The sequence below is a fragment of the Azorhizobium doebereinerae UFLA1-100 genome (assembly GCF_000473085.1).
GTDB classification, from domain to species: domain Bacteria; phylum Pseudomonadota; class Alphaproteobacteria; order Rhizobiales; family Xanthobacteraceae; genus Azorhizobium; species Azorhizobium doebereinerae.
Map to the genome: position 1 here is coordinate 1 of NZ_AXBA01000043.1, position 15,586 is coordinate 15,586.

The 15,586-nt window shown below is 67.0% G+C and carries 11 protein-coding genes; 2 read left to right on the top strand and 9 right to left on the bottom strand.

What is annotated here, in order from left to right; translation table 11 throughout:
- Positions 1-416, bottom strand: a 416-nt coding sequence (locus YU1_RS30845; RefSeq protein ID WP_035716451.1) for a hypothetical protein, incomplete at its 3' end; no start/stop codon positions are given.
- A gap of 8 nt (positions 417-424) precedes the next feature.
- Positions 425-691: a DUF3164 family protein gene (locus tag YU1_RS32895; protein WP_245263423.1), complete on the bottom strand. Its 267-nt coding sequence runs from the start codon at positions 689-691 to the stop codon at positions 425-427.
- A gap of 61 nt (positions 692-752) precedes the next feature.
- Between YU1_RS32895 and YU1_RS0122970 the strand changes: the two genes are divergently transcribed.
- Entirely contained in the window at positions 753-1,646 is an 894-nt protein-coding gene (locus YU1_RS0122970) for an FkbM family methyltransferase (protein WP_084540065.1), read from the top strand.
- A 31-nt stretch (positions 1,647-1,677) separates the two neighbouring features.
- On the opposite strand, the gene YU1_RS0122975 is transcribed toward YU1_RS0122970, so the two are convergent.
- Positions 1,678-5,058, bottom strand: coding sequence for a bacteriophage N4 adsorption protein A (locus tag YU1_RS0122975; protein WP_198019020.1), 3,381 nt, complete (start codon positions 5,056-5,058; stop codon positions 1,678-1,680).
- Between the two features lie 508 nt (positions 5,059-5,566).
- Here YU1_RS0122975 and YU1_RS0122980 point away from each other — a divergent pair.
- Positions 5,567-6,787 carry a GGDEF domain-containing protein gene (locus tag YU1_RS0122980; RefSeq protein WP_245263424.1) on the top strand — a complete coding sequence of 407 codons (1,221 nt, stop codon included), beginning with the start codon at positions 5,567-5,569 and terminating at the stop codon, positions 6,785-6,787.
- Positions 6,788-6,998: 211 nt separating this feature from the next.
- Here YU1_RS0122980 and YU1_RS0122985 read toward each other — a convergent pair whose 3' ends face one another.
- Genes YU1_RS0122985 through YU1_RS0123010 form a run of 6 tightly spaced genes read right to left on the bottom strand, consistent with a single transcriptional unit; the run spans position 6,999 to position 15,564 of the window.
- Positions 6,999-7,988 carry an alginate O-acetyltransferase AlgX-related protein gene (locus YU1_RS0122985; protein WP_198019022.1) on the bottom strand — a complete coding sequence of 330 codons (990 nt, stop codon included), beginning with the start codon at positions 7,986-7,988 and terminating at the stop codon, positions 6,999-7,001.
- Positions 7,975-9,057: an alginate O-acetyltransferase AlgX-related protein gene (locus tag YU1_RS0122990; protein WP_029006080.1), complete on the bottom strand. Its 1,083-nt coding sequence runs from the start codon at positions 9,055-9,057 to the stop codon at positions 7,975-7,977. Before YU1_RS0122990 ends, YU1_RS0122985 begins: the two co-directional genes overlap by 14 nt.
- A gap of 12 nt (positions 9,058-9,069) precedes the next feature.
- Positions 9,070-10,455, bottom strand: a complete 1,386-nt coding sequence (locus YU1_RS0122995) for an MBOAT family O-acyltransferase (protein ID WP_029006081.1) — start codon at positions 10,453-10,455, stop codon at positions 9,070-9,072.
- Positions 10,456-10,479: 24 nt separating this feature from the next.
- Positions 10,480-11,154: an alginate O-acetyltransferase AlgF gene (locus YU1_RS0123000; protein ID WP_198019024.1), complete on the bottom strand. Its 675-nt coding sequence runs from the start codon at positions 11,152-11,154 to the stop codon at positions 10,480-10,482.
- A 32-nt stretch (positions 11,155-11,186) separates the two neighbouring features.
- Positions 11,187-13,304, bottom strand: a complete 2,118-nt coding sequence (locus tag YU1_RS0123005) for a glycosyl transferase family protein (RefSeq protein WP_029006083.1) — start codon at positions 13,302-13,304, stop codon at positions 11,187-11,189.
- 28 nt (positions 13,305-13,332) lie between these two features.
- Complete coding sequence (locus tag YU1_RS0123010; RefSeq protein ID WP_156922384.1) at positions 13,333-15,564, bottom strand: hypothetical protein; 2,232 nt, start codon at positions 15,562-15,564, stop codon at positions 13,333-13,335.
- Positions 15,565-15,586 lie beyond the last annotated feature (22 nt).

Below are 15,586 nucleotides of genomic sequence, written 5' to 3' on the forward strand. Positions count from 1 at the left end.
ATGCGGGTCAGCTCGGCGGCGATGCGCCGGGCGGCGTCGGTCGCCCGCTCGCCCTCGGCGGTCAGGGACTGGACGTATTTCTCCATCTCGGCGCGCGCGATGGGGCCGAGGTCGGCCGACTGGAGGGCCTTCTTCAGCTCCTCGTCCACGGCGGCGATGCCCGTCTTCAGCTTGTCGGCGCCCATCACGTTGCCGGAGCCGAGCTGCGCCATCATGCGTTCGCGCGCGGGGATGAGCGCGGCGACGCGATCCGCCTTGGCGCCATCCGCCTCGGCCTTCGCCGCGGCCTGCCCGCGTTCGCGGGACGCCTTCAGGTCATTGTCCTTTTCGCCCGACTGGCCCCAGAACCAGTCGCTGAACTGGTCCACCATGGGCCGCTCGTCGCCGGTGAGCGCCTTGGTGGCTGCCGCGCCCATGGCCGCCCTCACACGGCCGAGGCCAGATCGATGGTGATGGGCTCCCATTTCGCGCGGGTGTTGGCCCGCCGGTAGAAGCGCACATATTCCCGCGAGCCCGCCACGCGGATGGCGTCGTCCAGCGCTGCCATGGCCCGCGGCCAGGGCTCGCGCGTGATCTGGAGCCGCCGGAGCGAGAACAAGGCCGCGCGGTTGATGCGCCCTTCACCCCATTGCCGGGCAGCGCTGAGGGGGAGCCCTCTCAGCCTTTGCCTCCCATTTTCAAGCCGGTTCAAAGCGATCTTGTAATAGGCCGGCTCGACCTCGATGCCGATACCTCCCCGAACATGTTACAGGATGACACTCGGCCGTAGTACGGCTCGCCCGGAAGGAAACGTCGTGCTCGAAACATTAAAAGCACAGATGGAGGCCCGCACTCCTCGACTCTTCGGAGGGCTCGCGCTGCTGTTCAACCTGGCTGCCGCGATGCGGGTCGAAGAGCCCGCGCATCTGCTGCCGCTGCTGGTCCGGCGGGGCGACACCATCTGCGACATCGGCGCCAATAACGGGCTTTTCACCTTCTGGTTGCTGCGCCTCGGGGGCCGTGTCGAGACCTTTGAACCCAATCCGCTCCTCGCCCGCGTTTTGCGACTGCGCTTCGCCAAGGCCATCCGTTCCGGCCGTCTGCGCCTGTTCGACTGTGCGCTGAGCGATGAGGCCGGAACTGCCACGCTGCATGTGCCGTGCGGCTTCTCCCCGCTCGGCACCATCGACGGTGATTTCCTGACACGCGCCCAGAGCCCCATGGACGAGATAACGGTCCAGTGCCGCATGCTGGACGATTGCATGACGGGACCCGTCGACGTCATCAAGATCGACGTGGAGGGGCACGAATTGAAGGTGCTACGCGGCGCCTCCCGCCTGCTCGCCGCGCACCGGCCGACGCTACTTGTCGAAGCCGAGGAGCGCCACCATGCGGGCGCGGTGTCCGCCCTGCGTGGGCTGCTGGAACCTCTGGGCTACGAAGGCTTCTTCTGTTGCAAAGGCGCGGTGCAGCCCATCTCCGCCTTCGACCCTGGCCAGCACCAGCCGCCCGGCGCGCTGACCGCCCAGGGCACGCGCGTGCGCGCCGGCCAAGTCTATGTGAACAATTTCGTCTTCATCGCCCATCCTGACCGGAAGGCGCGGTTCCTGGCGTGGACGCCGGGCCGCTGGCTGCTGAAGGCCGCCATGCGATCTGCGCAGGGTTGAAGCGGGCACGCGCAGCCGGAGCAGGGGTCCATCAGTAGGACAGCAGCGCTCCCGCAAACAGGCCCTCTCCCCGATCGTCTCCGGCCAGCTTGAAACGGTATTGCAGCGTCAGATCAACAAAGGACATGGGGGCGTGGTAGAGTTCCTCACGGAACCACCAGCGCGCGTTGATGCCCGGTCCGGCGCCCAGCGCGCCGCGCGTGGCATAGGCCGTATCGTAGCCGCCGCCGATGGCAAGGAAGGGCGTGATAACGAGGCGGTCGTTGATGGCATCGGCACGGTAGGCACGGCCCCAACGGGTCTCGAATAGGCCGATGGCCTCCGGCAGTTCCACATAATAATCACCCTCGCCGTAGATCTGCCAATAGTTCCAATCCGGCACATCCACCCTGAGGTCCGATCCATCGCCGATCGAATAGGCCGCGCGCAGCAGGACATCCTCCCGCGCGAGTTCCCCGATGGGGAAGAGATAGGCCGCCTCCAGCACGAGGTTCTGGGTGCTGAAAGGCTTCCAGCGCACGCCGACGCTGCCCTGCGTCGTGTCCCAGCCGGTGCTGCTGCCGTTCTCCGCGTACCAGGTCTGGAACGCGCGGGCGAACACCTCGACGATCGCGCCATTCTGGTAGCCGATGCCCGGCGGACGCCAATAGATTTCGGCACCGCCCTGGATGGTATGTCCTGCGGACGGCGGCGGAGAAAGCGGCGAGGACGGCGCGACGCCCACCGCGCCATAGCTCACCGAAGCGTAGGCGCCCCACGTGCGGTCAAGCTCGGAAACCTCGCGCCGCAACCCATAGGCGACCTGTGGGGAAGCCTTGAATTCACCTGTCTGCGTGGCATCGATCGCCTGCTTGAAAAGGCCTTTTGCTTCCTCGTTATGAATGGTGGCCTTCGCGGCATAGGCGGCGTCCATCAAGGCCGGACCGCGGCGCAGGCTGCCCTGCTCCTCCGCCTGATGGAAATACTGATAGGCCACGTCCTTGTCCCCCGCCTGGCTGGCGAGATAGGCCGTATCCAGGGCGCTGAGGCCCTTCAACTCGCCGGCGGCATACGCCGCCTCGAAACGCGCCCTGGCCTCGGCATTGCGTCCCATCGCCACGAGTTCGCCAATGCCCCCCCGCAGCATGGTCACACGCTCACCCGCCGCGCGCGCCCGCATATAGGCCGCATCGAACGCCGCGAGCGCTTCCTCGTGCCGCCCCAGAGCCTGGAGGGCGAAGGCCCGGCGGGCGGAGACGTCATAGCTGACGTCATGGCCGAACGGCGCGAGCGCCTCAAGCGCACGCTCCGGCTGCTTGGCGCCGAGCGCGGCGTCCGCGAAGGCCAGCCGCGCACCGCGGGCCTCGCCCCCGCGCAGCCGCCCGGAGGCGAGGGCGGCGGAGAAGTCCGCCATGGCGCCCGTGTAATTCTTCATCCGCGAGCGCAAATAGCCGCGCTGGGCGAGGATGGCGCCATCGCGCGGATCGCGCGCGAGAAGTGACGTGGCGACGGCCTCGGCTTCTTGCAGCTTTCCCTGGGCGGCCAGCGCATTGAGCAGAAGCAAGCGATAGTTGGCGTTTCCGGGGTCGGCAGCAAGCGCCCGCCGCGCCGCCGCCACGGCGGCGGCATAGTCGCGCACGCCCAGGGCCTTGTAGCCGGCGGTCGCATCCTCGTATCCGGTTACGCTAGGCCCGCCACCCGCGCCGCCAAAATAAACCGAACAGATGATGCCGTAATTGGTGGACTGACAGAGGGTGGCGGGTGCGAGCAGCGCCGGCCGCGCCCGGCGCGGGTTCGCCAGCATGGCTTCGGCAAGCTTGCGCTGGTCGGCGACATCGCCGTTCTTGTCATCCGCCACCGGCTTGAGAACGGCAAGCGCTTCCGCCGGCTGCCCCGCCGCCAGCGCGGCGTTCGCCGCGATGAGCCGATAGTTCAAGATCTCGGTATCGGTCAGGACGTTCGACTGGAACACCCGGTCGAAATCAGCAACCGCGCCGGCGCGATTTCCGCTCTGCTGGAGCAGGTAGCCGCGCAGCACGCGCGCGAGGGCATCGTTCTCGTCCTCCTTGACCGCATCGCCTGCCGCCGCGAGCGCGGCCTTCGCCTGGCCCGAGGAGATGAGCGCGGAAATGAGCAAAAGGCGGAAGTTCATCGCATGCGGCGCCCGCGCGACCGCCTTCTGCGCCAGTTCCGCCGCCGCCTTCGGATTGCGCCGCGCCAGCTCCTTGATCGCTTGATCAGCCATCGGCTCGGAGATCTCAGATTGCGTCACGGCCCGCAGCCCCAGCAGCGAGGCATCCGTATCCCCCGCCGCAACCGCCTGGCCGATCGCGGTGTCCAGGGCTTCGTACTGCTTCGAGCGCTCCAGCGTGTCGATCAGCAGCCGCCGCCACGCGGTGTTGTTGGGAAAGCTGGCCAAGGCTTCGCGAATCTTGCGCTCCGCCAGCTTGTCGTCGCCGCCGCGATAGGCCTCATAGGCGTCCTCCGCCGCCTTGTAGGCGGGGCTCGTCACGGCGTTCAGCCCGGGCGGCGTGGTCGCCGGCACGAGCGTGCAGACCGGGCCATAGGGCGTGTCGCGGCAACTCTGGAAGGGAATTGGCAACGTCCGGGCGGCATCGCGCGGCACGACACCGGGGTTGGCGATCTGCGCATTGGCGAGATCGCGCCGCGCGGCTACGGCACCGTCTTGCACGTTGCCGAGCGTCTCGAGGACGGAGAGCGCGCGGCGCGGGTGGCCCACGGCGATGGCCGCGTCGGCGATGACGAGGCGCACGTCGCGGGCGCTCGCCCCGCTCAGGACCTCGTCCTTGAGGGCATTGTCGAAATCCTGTTCCGCCTCCGGGATGCGGCCGAGGCGTTCGCGCACATGGCCACGCAGCACCTGGGGCAGGAAGGACTGCGGGTCCACCTTCATCGCCTCGGTGGCCGCCTGCTCAGCAGCCTCCAACTGGTTGTCGGCGAGCAAGGCATAGATCAGGAGCACGCGGTAGCTGAGATCATCCGGAACGAGGTCTATCGACTTGCGGATCTCGACTTGCGCACGCTTCGGATCGCGCGCTTCAAGCGCCTTGTTGGCAGCCAGCGAGGGCGCCTGAGCAAGAACGCGACTCTGGCTGCGCAAGCGTGCGACGAGGCTCGGGTCGCTGATGCCTGCCGCAATCGCGGCCTTCGCGGTGGCGAGGGATTCCGCGACCTTTCCCTGCGCCTCCTGGGCATCCATCAGCAGGAGCCACAGCCGCGCCACGTCGGGCCGCAATTTCAGCACATCCCGTGCGAGCGTCACCGCATTGGCGTAGTCCTTGGCCCGATAGGCGGCGTAGGCCCTGTCCGCCGTTTCCCAGGCCTGCCCCGTGAGCGGGGGCTCCTGGGCAAGGGCTGGCGAGTGGGCCGCGAGCGCGCCGATACTGACCGTGGCAGCCAGCAGAGTGGCCACGGACAGGCGCCGCATCCGGCGGAGCGCCGTCGGAGCGAGATGGCGAAGGGGGATGGGCTGAATCACGGTAGTCATGACACTACCGTCAGGGGGCGTGGTTAAATCACAGTTAAGGTTAACTCATCTTCCGGATATTGTTGGCGCGCGACGGCGATTGGGTATCGCTCCGGGGCCGGCCGCCTTGTCGTGAGAAACGAGACCTTGGCCTGCTCCAGGTGCTGTGGGCAGCAGGTTGAGCCCGCATGGTGCGGGCCTCGCATGCCACGGGGCTGACATGGCCCCGTTTCGAGTGACGCCGGTAGTGGTCGTAGACGCGCTCGATGTAGTCGAATGCATCGGCGCGTGACGCCGCTGAAGACTGCGCCCCCCATTTCCGGGCGCGGATGAACAACAGTCACCGCTTCGATATTGCGCGACCCGTGACGATGGGATTCGCGCGACCGACCAATGATACAGACCCCATTCGGCAGCTTCCCGCCCGCCGACGCAATCCCGCCGGGGAAACGGGATGGTCAATGCTCCCCAATATTCTGGGCGGCACTATCTGCACATATTTCTTATGGAAACGACAATCATCCGCAAGACGCTGACCCTGATCCCGGCCGGGATCGTGGCCGTTTTCGGATTCGCGTTCCTCCTATTCTGGCTGCTGGAGCGCCGGCGTCGGCATCTCGCCATCCTCAGTGCCGCATGCCTGCTGTTCACCCTGGGGGCGTGCTCGCAGATCCTGCACCTGCCGCCCGGCGTGAACGCCAATGCCGTCGTGTCCGCCGTCTTCTATAGCGGCTCGGTGCTGCTTACAGCGGCGGCGCTGCTCTATCGCTACGAGCGGCCGCTCCCCACCGTCGCCTACCTCTCCGCCCTGGGCCTGATCGTCCTGGCCATCTTCTGCTTCTCCTACGTCCATTCCGACCTGACGGTCCGCATCTATATCCAGAACGTCTCCTACGGCGTGATCTTCACTTATGCCGTATGGCGCCTGCGCCATCTTGCGCGTGGGCGGGGCGTGGATCGTCTGCTCTTCTGGATCCTCCTCCTTCTCGGCCTGCACTTCTTCCCGCGCACGCTGCTGACTCTCGGTCTCGCCGCGCCGCGTGGCCTTGCCGCCTTCGTGAACTCCGCGTTTTGGCAGACATTACAGCTCTGCCTTGCGCTGTTCGGCACGAGCCTCGCCCTTGCCATCCTCGCCGCCACCGCCGTGGACATCATCGAAGAGTTGCGTCACGAGCGAGACCTGGACGTCTTGACGGGCCTGCTGAATCGCCGGGGCTTCGAGAACCGCTTCGCCGGCGCCACCGCGCAGTCCGCACCAGGGGCGCTGATCCTGTTGGACATCGACCGATTTAAGCGGATCAACGACACCTTCGGTCACAGCGCCGGCGACGCGGTCCTACGCGAGGTGGGCAAGGTGCTCCGCCAGGCCGCGCGCTGCTCGGAATGTCTTGGCCGCCTCGGTGGCGAGGAGTTCGCAATCTTCTTGCCCGACGCCCTCCTTCCAGATGCGCACGTCCGCGCGGAGGCCTTCCGGCTGGCCATCTCCAGCCACTCTTTTCCCCTGCCCGACCAGGAGATGTCCGTGACGGCAAGCTTCGGCATCGCAGAACGCCTGCCTCATGAAGACTATCACGGGCTCTATAGCCGGGTGGACCGCCTCCTCTATGCCGCCAAAGCCGGCGGCCGGAACCGCACCGCCTCAAACCACGAAGCGACCGGGCAAACGCTGGGTTGACCCGCTCGGCCTGCCTTCCTCATTCTATGCCGACATGATTTTCCCCCGTTCGGAGAATGTCGCAGATGCGCGCATCGCGCCGTCGGCGATCGCGCTCCAGACCGTGCGCCGCATCGACGCGCTGTCCGCAAGCGAGCGACCCGTCCATATGTCGACCATCTGTCAAGAGTTGCAACGGCGGTGCGGGACGACCGGCGCATGCCCTCCCCGCCTATCTGCCGATGGCGGCGGACATCCGGTCGCGCCAGACCTGCGGCGGCATGATCGAAGGCGTATCCCATTGCGCCGTCGAGTCCGGCCCGCTGTGGAAGGCCCCCTCGTTGAATTGCCAGACGATGACCTGCGGCGGCTGCCGGGCGAAGTCCGGTGAGGTCACATACTGCAAGAAGGTGAACCACGGCCCCACGTTGCCCGGGTTCCAGGTGAGCGACACCGGCCGGTCGAGATCATTGGACAGGCGCTGCGGAAAGCCAAGATAGGGCTGGACGAAACTGTTGCCCACCACATGCACCGGCGCGGGCGGGGCGTCGAGCAGCCCTTTCTTGGTCTCGGGCGGCGTGCGCACCGTGTAGAGATCCGGCCCCACCTGCTTCTGCTGCTCGGGCGACAGGAAGCGCTGCGCGAGGTCGCCCATATTCCGCTGCGTGATCCATGGACCAAGGACATCGCCCGTGCCCGGGCGGCCGGACAAGTGCACGCTCGCCTTGATGGCCTTCGCCACCTCGTCCGCCGCCGCCTCCGCCGACCAGGCTGTCCAATGATAGTCCGCCCGGTAGAAGGCGGTCTGCTTGCCCTGCTCCACGCCCTTCAGCGCGGGGCGCAGATCCACCGTGTCGATGCCGCTGGCCTTGAACTGGGACAGGATGGCATCGTAGCGCGCCGCCACGTCGGGGGCGATGCCCGTGCCCTCCGGCAGGCGGTCCACATAGAAGTTCGCCTTCAACGGCACGAGCAGCACCAGCAGCTTTATGGAGCGGGCGTTGAGCCGCTCCCCCGCGTCCCTGACCAGGGCGAGCGTCCCCGCGACGCCGGATCTGTCCGCATCCGTCAGACTTTCCCAGCCGGGAAACAGCCAGCCTCCCTTGCCCATGATCACGACATTGTCCTGCGCCGCCGCCATTCCCGGCAACAGGCTCGCCCCGCCCGCCATGGCGGCGAGACGCAGGAAAACGCGACGGTTCACATGGTCAATCATGGGCATGGATCTCCATGTAGCGGCGCTCCGCAGGAGTGAGCGGCAGAGTCAGTGACCGCACCGGCCATTCCCATATCACCAGAGTGACCGGCTTAAGGGCACCGGCATCTTTTTCCAAGAGCGCGAGCAGCGCGCCGGCAAAGCCGCCGCCCGCCTCGCTGCGCTGGACCACTTCACGAGCGAGGGCCGCCTCGAGCGCCTCCAGGAAACCGGAGTTGAGCGAGAAGGAGGAACCGGCCAGGACCAAACCGGGCGCCGGCGCCTCATCCAGCAACCCGCCGGAGCGCGTGATGTCCACGCTCACATCGCGCACCACATCCGGCCGCGGACCGAACACCGCGGCCGTGAACGTGAGGTCAGCAAGACGCATCAGGTCGCCCGGCCGCTCGTAGGGCGCGCCCTCGCTTCGCGTGACATGCGTCTCCCCCGCCCCCACGAGCGCGGCCGCCACGGCCGCGGCGCGCCGGGCCGCAAAGGCGGCACCGGCTATGTCCCAATGGGTGTCGGTGCGCAGGAAGCCGGGCATCGGCCAGCCGGAGACGATGTCCACCTGATGGAGCGGGACATCGCGCGAAGCGGCGCGCCAGTCGGCCAGGCGCGCGCGGGCCTGACCGGAAACCGCCAGGCCGCAGGTTTCCGCGTCCGCGAGATCCACCTTGTCCGGCACGGGCAGGGCCACGAGGGCGATGTCGCGGCGGGCGAAATCCGCCGCGACCAGGCGGGCGAGACGCGCGCGGGCCGCGAGATTGGCGGCGCCCCCCCGCACCTCCTGGGTTTCCTCGGCCAGGAACAGCCACTGCGGGCAGCCGGCGCGGACCTGCGCCCCGGCATCCTTCACGAGCCCATAGACCGCGCCATCGATGATGCCGTTCAGCCTTGCGCTGCCAGGCACCCCGGCCGCCACGTCGCGATCGAAAGCGGCGGCGAAGCGTCCGTCGAGGATCGCGCTCCAGCTGAGGCGTTCAGCCAGGCTGCGCCCCGCCGGCCCCGAAAGATGCAGGACGACGGGCACGACGCAGGCGGTGCACGTTGCCAGGAAGAGGGCTGTGGCGACCAGGCGGTGTTTGTCTGTCATCCGTCTCCCCGCTCAGAACTGGAAGTACAGGAACGGGACGACGGTGCGGCCCTGAAGCACCCACACCGCCGCAAGCCAGAGCGGCAGCGCCGACCAGGACGTGAGGCGGCGTCCCACGCCAGCCAATCCGGGCGCCACCCGATCAACGAGCGGCACATAGACAAGCCCCACGCCGAGAATAAGGGTCAGGACCTGCGTCGGCCGCAGCACGGCGCCCAGAGCATCCGAAATCACCCACCCGCTGGCACCGGAGAGCCCATGGAGCATCACTGCGAATTCCGCCCAGCTCTGGGCACGGAACAGCAGCCAGCCGAACAGCACGAACAGGAGCGTCACCACATGCCCGAAAGCCGACGGCACAGCCGGCAGTCCGAGCGCATGCCACAGTCGCACCCATATGAGCCCCAGGCCATGCCACAGGCCCCAGACGAGAAACGTCCAGCTCGCCCCATGCCACAGGCCACCGAGGCCCATGGTGATCATCACGTTCGCGCAGGAGCGGGCGAGGCCCGCCCGGCTCCCTCCGAGCGGAATGTAGAGATAGTCGCGCAGCCAGGTGGACAGGCTGATGTGCCAGCGTCGCCAGAACTCGGTGATGGACAAGGCAAGATACGGGTTGTCGAAATTCTCGTGGAATCTCAGCCCCACCATAAGGCCGAGACCGATGGCCATGGAGCTGTAGCCGGCAAAGTCGAAATAGAGCTGGAGCGCGTAGGCAAACACGGCCAGGGCCACGTCGCCGGCACTCGGATGGGAGAGGGCAAAACCCGCGTCCACCAGCGGCGCCAGCGTATCGGCGAGGAGGACCTTCTGGGCGAAGCCCAGCATGAAACGCTCCGCCCCAAGGGCGAACTCCTGGGGGGCGAAGGACCGTGTCTTCAGCCGCGCCGCCACCCATTCGTACCGGACCACCGGACCGGCCACGAGGTGGCCGAACATGGATTGGTAGGTGGCGTAATTGATGAAGCTCGGCTCAGCTTTCACCGTGCCGCGCGCCACGTCCACCGAATAGGAAATGGCCCCGAAGACGAAGAAGGACAGGCCGATGGGCAGCACGATTGCCTGCCATCCGGTGAGTGGCGCTCCAAGCGAGATCGCCGTATCCGCGAACAGGTTCGCGTATTTGAACCAGACGAGCGCCACCAGCGGCCAGAGGATGGCGAAGACGAGCGGCAGGCGCCTGCCGTCCGGCGGGCGCGACGCGATCCAAAGCCCGGTCAGCCACGACCAGAGGGCGATGGAAATGATGAGCGGCAGGAAGTCCAGCCGCCACCAGGCATAGAACAGCCAGGAGAAGGCGAGGATCGTGAGATTGCGCAAGCGCGCCGGTGCCAGGCCGTAGGCAGCGAGAAAGACCGGCAGGAAGAGAAAGATGAAACTGTCGCTGGCAAAGACCATTCCCCGACGCCTCCCACTGCGCCGTCAGTTGGCCACGCCGCGGAAAGGCTCGGTCTCATCGATCTGCCCCTCCAGCAGGGGCTCGGCCGCGCTGCCGCCGAGGAACAGGCTGTAGTGGTCCCCGGCCTTCAGCTTGGGCAGCCTGAGCGGGGGCGAGACCTTGGTCCCGCAGCGTCCGGCGAGGTTCGCCTCCACCGGGTTGATCGCCCGTTGACGGCTCTGCGTGGCCGGCACCGCCTCGAATACGGCAGGGCCGTCCACCACCGCCAGGGTCGCACTGCAGCCGTCGGCCAGATTATAGAAGCGCAGCATCACCTTAAGGTCGTCGCGGCCGTCCGTGGCGTCGGCCAGCGCCCTGGCCGCCCAGGTCTGCCCGGCGGCTGACAGCACAACGGTCAGAAAGCCATCCGGCGCCGGCACGGGATCGCCCGCGACAGACTTGCCGTCCACGCTCAACGCCAGCGGCGTGCCGCCGGGCAACACACGATAGGCGGTCGCGCGCGCGCCGCCCGGTCCGAGCGGCACCGGCGCGGCTCCGCCCAGGGACACGGCCGCAGCGACACCTGTGGGATTGACCACGCGCACATAAGCCGAACCCGCCGGAGGCTTCGGCGCATAAAGCCGCGTCAGCGGCGCGCCTTGGGCGCGCGCCGCTCCCGGCGCCGCGGACACAAGGGCTACAGCCAGCACCGGCACCACGGCTGCGAGGATCCAAGCACGCGACTGTGCCATCATGCATCCACCTGTTGACGTACCATCCGCCGCTGCGCCTCGAACGCCGCCTCGACGGCCGCGCGCGTCACCACGCCGCGCGTCACGAGATGGTCGCCGATCCGGCCGTCCCGTTCCGGCCGATAATCCTCCATGGCGGCCTCGAAATCGGCCCGCTTCACAAGCCTGCGCTCGATCAGCAGATCGCCCAGCAGAGGGACGCCGCTGCGGTCGGCCTGCGCGACATCGCCCACCGCCTCCGACAGCAGGCGAAGAGCGGACGTGATCTCACTCTCGCGCGCCACATATTGCTGGGGAATGGCACCAAAGACTGTGCCGATCGCAAGCAGCCCATCCGACGACAGCGGACCGCCCACGGCGACACGCGGCTGGCCATCCTCCCCCAGACCGATGGAGATGGCGCGGTGGCGGATCGATAGCGCGCGCGGCAGATCATCCCCATGCCGCTTCACCTCATCGGCGGTGAGCTGGAAACGCGGCAGATCGGACTGCACGGCGATCGCCTCCGCCAGGATCTCATCGTCGAGCCACCCCTGGGAGATGAGGATGCGACCGAGCGGCAGATCGCGTTCCGCCTGCTCCGCGAGCGCCTGCTGCAAGCGCCCTCCGTCCAGCACCTGCCAGCTCATGAGCAGGTCGCCGAGCCGGCGACGGCGCGCCAGCAGTTGGTCGGCGGTTGGAAAGACGTGGGCGGTCTTGTCCCATGTCACCGCGGTGCCGAACAGGACGTTCTGAATGAACACGCGCCACGCCCGCGCAGCCGCCATGAAGTTGACCGCGGTGCACACGACCATGCGCGGCACGGACAAAAGCCCCTGCTCGAAGCCGTAGATGCGCGAGACGAAATAGCCGCGCTGCACGGCGCGAAGGATGAGAGATGCCAGATTGAATATGAGCACCCATTCCAGCCAGGTATTATCTGCGAACACCGGCGGAAATCGAACGGTCCAGAAGCCTAATGAAGCGGCCACATAGAACAACAGGAAATGGATAACAAGCACATAGGCAAGCATGCCAAACAATGACGTTACCAGCGTCTTTCTGTCCCGGAACAGCAGGTATTTGGTTGCAAGCGAGCCGGGCCAGCCGATCTGCCGCCAGCTTTGCAGCGCGATGCCCAGCGTCCAACGCGCTTTCTGGCGGTAGGCAGCGCGGAAGCTGTCGGGGAAATATTCTCGCACGCAGAGCGGCATTTGCAGCTCGGTCGCATGCTCTGCACCGAAAATCGAGCGCCGACGGATCTCGTAACGCACGGGAAATCGCACAAAGATGGATTTCATGCTGAGCCGGGACAGCCGGAGGCCGATGTCATAATCCTCCGTCAAGCTGTCCACGTTGAATGGCCGGCCCGCATTCTCCGCACACAGAGCAAGCAGGGCGCGACGGGAAAACCCGGTGCCGACGCCGGCCGACGGCACCATGCCGGACAAGCTCTCACGCACGGGCAGATCCTTGCCGTGCCACTCGGCGAACTCATCCATATAGGTGGAAGCCACGAGTTCGTACCAATGGCGTTCCAGCGAGACCACCGGCAGTTGGACGAGGTCTTTGCGCGGCAGGAGATAATTTAAGAGATAGAGCTCCATCGGATGGACGACGTCTTCACAGTCGTGCAGCACGACGCCTGCGAACTCTATCCGGTGGATCTCCTCATAATGGAAGATCGCCTGGATCACCCAGTTGAGGCAGTCCGCCTTACTGGTGGGGCCGCCGTGTGGCAGTTCCACCCGCTGGAGCTGCTTGTACCGGCGGCGCATGCGCTCCACCTCGGCCACCGTCCGCGGATCGTTCGGATAAGTGCCGACGAAGATCACATAGTCGCGATAGTCCAGGCTGGAGACCATGGTCTCCAGCATCAGGGCGATCACGTCCGCCTCGCGCCAAGCCGGGATCATGATGGCGAAAGGCTGCGGTGACTTTTCCTGGAGCTGCTCGGTGGTGAGCGGATGAAACAACCGCTTCACGGTAAGATTGCGATAGACCTCACGCACCCAGAAATAGACATCGATGAATAGGTCATCGAGACTTGAGATCGCGATGACAACGGCAGTTACGGCAGCAAACCATTCCAGAACGATGTAATATTCAGCGCCGCCGTAAGTCAGGAAATAGAGCATGGCCGCTGCCCCTTTTGCCGCATGCGCATCAGTGTCCCTTAGCGGCGCGGCGCCGCGCCAGAACGGCGAGCAGGACGAAAAGCAGGAAAGTGATGATGCCGGCCGCAATCACCAGTGATCCGACCGAACGGCCCACCTTGGTGAAGACGCTGAATACATCGCGATCCGCCGCCTCGACGCTACCGTCCGGCGTGCGCGTGTCGAGCGCGACCACGGGTCCGCTGGAGGAGAAGACGGTGACATCACCGCGCCCGAGCAGAAGCGACGGCGCCAGCGCCGGCGGCTCGTGGCCGATGGTGCGATAGACAATGCCGTAGCGGTCCCCGGCCTTCACCGCTTCCGCGACGCCCAGCCGGTTGAGACCGGCCACATCCAGCAGCGTCGTGTTGGCGGAGGTGTTGAGCACGAGCCGGCCGTCCTCGACCCGCACCTTGCCCTCGACACCGGCGACCCGCGCGTCGACAGCAAGGAAGGCGCTGTCCGGGCGCGCTTCGGCGCCTTCCGCAACGACGCTGAAGCCGGACCGCTCGGGGGGCAGGCCAGCCGCATTGGCAAGGGCGATGACCCGCATGAGGGACGTGGCCTCGGACAAATAGGTGCGCGGTACGATCAGCGTCGCCTTATCCGAATAGCGTGGCATCACGCCGATGAAATCGACGCTGTCGGGCGCCGCTTCCAGCAGCACGCGGCTCGACGGCTGGACCGTGACCGGGAAGGCCTGCGGCACCTCGCGGCAACGATCGCTCAGCGGCTGGCGCTGAACCACCACGCGAAGCGTATTGCGCGCGGCGAGCGCGTAGTGTGGCACGCTGACGAAGATCCGCTCCGGACGGCCATCGGCCTTCAGGCTGCGGGCACCGAGCAGGAAGTCGTTGAAGAAGATAGACGCGATGGGCGACGTGACGCCCGCGCTCGGAGCGGCGGACACATCGAGATCGAACCCGCCCGGCACCCGCCCGCCAGCCACCATCGCCGACAGATCGAAGGTGGTGCTCCATTCCCCGCGTGCCAGCACGTCGAAGCTGCCGACCCGCCCTCCCAGCAAGGTCAGCGGGATGGACGACGCGTCGGACAGGTCCGGCCCCTGCGCTACCGCCACGCGGACCGCCGGGACGACGGCGAGCGAGCGCCACAGGTCAGACAGAAAGCCGGCCGCGCGCGCCCCCCCTTCCGGCGAGATGGCCAGGACCGGGTGACCCGCGCCCGGAACCAGGCGGATGGTATCGGCCGTTGGCGCCATGGCCAGTCCGGCTTCGTTGCGCCATTTGGTGATGCTCGCCACCGCCTCGCCCGGCGCGGTGGCGAACTGCGCCAGCAGCGCCTGCATCGCGGTATCGGATTGAGCCCTGAAGCCCTCCGTGCCGATGATGATGTCCGCGTCAACGCCACCCTGGCGCTGGAGCAGCAGCAGCGCCCCCACCTCGGCATCGCTGGTGATCTTGATCCGGCCGCCACGCGCCAGGGACTGGAAGGGGGCGATGGAGAGCAAGGCGGGCGGAATGGTGAGGCCGTCCGTGTCCAGTTCGTCGCCGATGCGCGGAAGCGTGCGGATCTGCACCGCCTTTCCGGCCCGCGCGAGAACCGTTCCGATCCGCCAGGCCGCGTCATAGACGTCCGGCGGGAGTTGGCCGGCCGGCAGCAGCAGGACCGGCCGGCTCGGAAGCGCCGACCATGCGGTCGCAATGTCGCGCACGGCGGAGACGTCATATCGGTAGCTGAAGCGGGTGTTCGGATTGATTTCGAACACGTTGCCAATGGAGCGCTCGTCCTCGCACAGGTCGCGCCCCACCACGGAGGACCATGCGACGTTCAGGTTCACGAACCCGCTCGGCCGGGGCTCGCCCGACACCGGCAGTTGATCCGAGACGCTGCCCTGCTCCTCGCCGACGGAGCGCGAGGCCACCGGCACGCCGTCCACCGCCGCCACGTAGGTCGTCCGTCCGCCTTCGCCCCGCAGGTAGCGTCCCTCCAGTGCCACGCTGGCATCGCTGATGGGAATACCGGCCGGCACCGGCAGGAAGAGGTCGCGGCGGGCGTCCATGCCGTTGAGCACGACGGGGCGCTGGATGCCCAGTTCCTTCAGCGAAATCTCGCGGTGGCCATGGGACCGCGCGGTCAGGCGCTCAACGGCGGCCGCCAGCGTCTCGACCTGGTCCGCGGGGGTCTGAGCGTTGGCCATGCCGGCGGAACCGGCAACCCATGCGCCAAGAGCGACGCATGCGAGAAGGGCGGCTTGGACACGGTTGCGGGAACGATGCATCTGCGACCTCGAACGTAAGCGG

Coding starts and splice junctions, on each gene's coding strand:
- YU1_RS0123010 (WP_156922384.1), bottom strand. CDS start 15,564: ATGCATCGTTCCCGCAACCGTGTCCAAGCCGCCCTTCTCGCATGCGTC.
- YU1_RS0122990 (WP_029006080.1), bottom strand. CDS start 9,057: ATGACAGACAAACACCGCCTGGTCGCCACAGCCCTCTTCCTGGCAACG.
- YU1_RS0122970 (WP_084540065.1), top strand. CDS start 753: ATGACACTCGGCCGTAGTACGGCTCGCCCGGAAGGAAACGTCGTGCTC.
- YU1_RS0122980 (WP_245263424.1), top strand. CDS start 5,567: ATGGTCAATGCTCCCCAATATTCTGGGCGGCACTATCTGCACATATTT.
- YU1_RS0122985 (WP_198019022.1), bottom strand. CDS start 7,988: ATGCCCATGATTGACCATGTGAACCGTCGCGTTTTCCTGCGTCTCGCC.
- YU1_RS0123005 (WP_029006083.1), bottom strand. CDS start 13,304: ATGCTCTATTTCCTGACTTACGGCGGCGCTGAATATTACATCGTTCTG.
- YU1_RS0122995 (WP_029006081.1), bottom strand. CDS start 10,455: ATGGTCTTTGCCAGCGACAGTTTCATCTTTCTCTTCCTGCCGGTCTTT.